This window comes from Pseudomonas sp. XP1, from assembly GCF_053557675.1.
The window spans coordinates 20,250-24,109 of the sequence record NZ_JBNRIJ010000048.1 but is presented as its reverse complement, the minus strand read 5'-3'; the positions used below and the strand labels follow the sequence as shown (position 1 = coordinate 24,109).

General features: G+C 60.8%; 3 protein-coding genes. All 3 read left to right on the top strand.

What is annotated here, in order from left to right; genetic code table 11:
* Positions 1-253: 253 nt before the first annotated feature.
* Genes ACK1U9_RS24255 through ACK1U9_RS24245 form a run of 3 tightly spaced genes read left to right on the top strand, consistent with a single transcriptional unit; the run spans position 254 to position 3,816 of the window.
* Complete coding sequence (locus ACK1U9_RS24255; RefSeq protein ID WP_085601765.1) at positions 254-913, top strand: paraquat-inducible protein A; 660 nt, start codon at positions 254-256, stop codon at positions 911-913.
* Positions 900-1,523 carry a paraquat-inducible protein A gene (locus ACK1U9_RS24250; protein WP_015268842.1) on the top strand — a complete coding sequence of 208 codons (624 nt, stop codon included), beginning with the start codon at positions 900-902 and terminating at the stop codon, positions 1,521-1,523. The genes ACK1U9_RS24255 and ACK1U9_RS24250 overlap by 14 nt, the downstream gene beginning before the upstream one ends.
* Positions 1,516-3,816, top strand: coding sequence for a PqiB family protein (locus ACK1U9_RS24245; protein WP_046617006.1), 2,301 nt, complete (start codon positions 1,516-1,518; stop codon positions 3,814-3,816). The genes ACK1U9_RS24250 and ACK1U9_RS24245 overlap by 8 nt, the downstream gene beginning before the upstream one ends.
* Positions 3,817-3,860: the final 44 nt, after the last annotated feature.

Here is a 3,860-nt window from a genome sequence, read left to right as displayed (position 1 = left end):
CGTCAAGATTCATTTCGCAAAACCCCTATCTGCGCATGCAGGTAGGGGTTTTGTCTTTCTGGCCTACCAATCCCAGGCCTGCACACGCCCCTCTGTGGGAGCGGGTTCACCCGCGGACACCGGCAAAGCCGGTGCCATTCACCGCGTTGCCGGTTTCGCGGCGGTTCGATGCCTCGACTTGCCCGCTCCCATAACTCCCACAATTCGAGCCAGAACACTAGAATAGGCCCACGCACCTATTCAGAAGCGCTATATGCCCAATCCTGTCGAACCTGAAACCTTGGCCCAGTTGCCGCTGGACCAGCTTGTCGCCTGCCATGAATGCGACTTGCTGCTGCGCAAGCCTGTGCTCCAGCATGATGAGAAGGCCCAATGCCCGCGCTGCGGCTACGAGCTCTACGCCCATCGGCACAATGTGGTCAACCGCAGCCTGGCCCTGGTACTCACCGCCTTGCTGCTGTTTGTGCCTGCCAATTTCCTGCCGATCATGCAGCTGCACCTGCTTGGCCAGACATCGGACGATACCGTCTGGAGCGGCGTGCTGGGCCTGTACAACTCGGAAATGCGCGGTGTAGCTGTGGTGGTGTTCCTGTGCAGCATGGCCATCCCTCTGGCAAAACTGCTTTGTCAGCTGCTCGTGCTCCTGAGCATCCGCCTGAACGTGGGGCGTAGTTTCGGCCTGCTGTTCTACCGCATCTATCACCACTTGCGTGACTGGGGCATGCTCGAGGTCTATTTCATGGGCGTGCTGGTGGCCATCGTCAAGCTGGTGGACCTGGCCGAGCTGACTGTGGGCCTGGGGCTGTTCTGCTTCATCAGCCTGTTATTGATCCAGGTGTGGCTCGAGGTGGTGATGTCACCGCACCAGATCTGGAGTGCGCTATCGGGGGAGGACCTGCATGCGGGCGATTGATGCAGGCATTCTTGTCTGCAATGAGTGTCACGAGCTGAACAGGCAACAGCCAGACAGCACTTCACAAACCTGTACACGCTGCGGTGCCATCGTGCATGCCCGTCGGCCGAACAGCATCGCGCGTACCTGGGCGCTGCTGATTGCCGCGTCGATCCTGTATATCCCGGCCAACATGCTGCCGATCATGACTGTGAGCACCCTGGGCCAAGGCAGCCCCGACACGATCATGTCCGGCGTCATAACCTTGCTCAAGCATGGCATGGTGCCCATTGCTGCGGTGGTGTTCATTGCCAGTATCCTGGTGCCTACGTTCAAGCTGGTGGGCATCGGCTTGCTATTGTACTCAGTTCAGCGCCGGCAGCCGCTTTCGGCGCGGCAACGGATATTGATGTACCGCTTCATCGAATTCATTGGGCGCTGGTCCATGCTCGATATCTTTGTCATCGCCATCCTGGTGGCGGTGGTGAATTTCGGCCGAATAGCCAGTGTCGAAGCCAACCTGGGCGCTGTCGCCTTTGCAACTGTGGTGATCCTGACAATGCTTGCCGCTTTAACTTTCGATCCCCGACTGATTTGGGATAACACGGAGTCGGATGACGACCATGAGTGACCTGCCAACGGCTAAAACCCGCCCAGCCTCGAACTGGTCGGCCATATGGATCCTGCCTTTGATCGCCTTGATGATCGGTGGCTGGCTTGCATGGCAGGCTTATCGTGATGCCGGTGTGGAAATTGAAGTCCGCTTCGAGTCAGGCGAGGGTATTGTCGCCAACAAGACCGAGGTGATCTACAAGGGCATGCCTGTTGGCAAGGTCAAAAGCCTGGTGCTCGACGCCAAGGGTGATAACCAGGGGGTGATCGCCACCATCGAGATGAACAAGGCTGCCGAGCCTCACCTGACCAAAGGTACGCGTTTCTGGCTGGTAAAGCCGAGCGTCAGCCTGGCCGGTATTTCCGGCCTTGAAACACTGGTGTCAGGCAACTACATCGCCGTCAGCCCGGGCGAGGGGGAACGTACCAAGCGTTTTACCGCGTTGAAGGTGGCGCCGCCGCTGTCGGATACCGAGCCGGGCCTGCACCTTACCCTCAAGGCCGAGCGGCTGGGGTCGCTCAACCGTGACAGCCCGGTGTTCTACAAGCAGATCCAGGTTGGCCGGGTGAAAAGCTACCGCCTGTCCGAGGACCAGAGCACTGTCGAAATCAAAGTCTTCATCGAGCCGGCCTATGCCAGCCTGGTGCGCAAGCACACGCGTTTCTGGAATGCCAGCGGCGTCAGCATCGATGCCTCGCTCTCGGGCGTGAAAGTGCGTAGCGAATCGCTGTCGAGCATTGTTGCCGGTGGTATCGCCTTTGCCACGCCGGAACACCGCAAGGACAGCCCACCTACCGACTCGAACCTGCCGTTCCGTCTGTATGAGGACTTTGATGCGGCCCAGGCCGGTATCCGGGTAAAGGTGAAATTGAGCGATTACGAGGGCCTGCAGGCGGGCCGTACACCGGTCATGTACAAGGGCATCCAGGTGGGCTCGCTCAAAGCCCTGACAATGGCAGACAACCTGGCCAGCGCATCGGCCGAGCTTACGCTGGACCCGTTGGCCGAGGATTATCTGGTCGAGGGCACGCAGTTCTGGGTGGTCAAACCGTCGATTTCCCTGGCGGGTATCACCGGCCTGGAGGCGCTGGTCAAGGGTAACTACATCGCCATTCGCCCAGGTGACAAGGGGGCGCGGCCAGAGCGTGAGTTCGAAGCCCGCGCCAAGGCGCCGCCGCTCGACCTCAAGGCGCCAGGCCTGCACATGGTGCTGTTCGCCGACACCCTGGGTTCGCTGGAAGTCGGTAGCCCGGTCATGTACCGCCAGGTGAAGGTGGGTAGCGTGCAAAGCTACCAGTTTGCCCGCAACAGCAATCGCATCCTGATCGGTGTGCATATCGAGAAGGAATACGAAAAGCTGGTCAACGGTTCGTCGCGCTTCTGGAACGTCAGTGGTATCACCCTTACGGGCGGTCTGTCGGGTATCAAGATCAAGAGTGAATCACTGCAGACCCTGATGGCTGGTGGTATCGCGTTCGACACGCCACGGCCCGATGTTCCGCTCAAGCGCCACATCCCACGCTTCCGCCTGCATGACAGCCAGGACGCGGTCAACCGCGCAGGTACGTTGATCACCATTCGTGTGGACCGTGCCGACGGCCTCAAGCCAGGTACGGCAATTCGCTTCCGCGGCCTGGATGTGGGCAGCATCGAGAGCGTCGACCTGACCGATGACTTGCAGGCGGTGCTGCTGCGGGCGCGCATTACCGAAGCGGCGGATCGAATCGCCCGCGTCGGTACGCAGTTCTGGGTGGTCAAGCCCGCCTTTGGCCTGGTGCGCACGCAGAACCTCGACACCTTGGTGGGCGGGCAGTATCTGGAGGTGCAGCCGGCTGCCAAGGACCGTGGCCCGCAGCGCGATTTCATCGCCTTGGCCGACGCCCCGCAGGTGGCAGGGCCTGAAGTCGGCCTGCCGTTGACGCTGAGCGCCCCGCGCCGTGGCTCGATCAAGCCGGGCGTGCCGGTGACCTACCGTGAGGTTGCGGTGGGCAAGGTTACAGGCTTCGAGTTGGGCCAGAGCGCTGACCGCGTGTTGATCCATATCCTGATCGAACCGCGCTATGCGGCCCTGGTGCGCAGCGGTAGCCGCTTCTGGAACAGCAGCGGCTTCGGTTTCGACTGGGGGCTGTTCAAGGGGGCTACGGTGCGTACCGAGTCGGTGGAGACCATGATCGACGGCGGTATCGCCTTTGCCACGCCGGATGGTGAGCAGATGGGCAACCCGGCACGGCCGCAGCAGACGTTCGCCTTGTTCGACAAGGCCGAGGATGAATGGCTGCAGTGGGCGCCGAAGATTCAGATAGCCAAGTGATGTGGAGGCAGGGCTGCCAAGTGCAGCCTTGCGCTTTTCCGTAG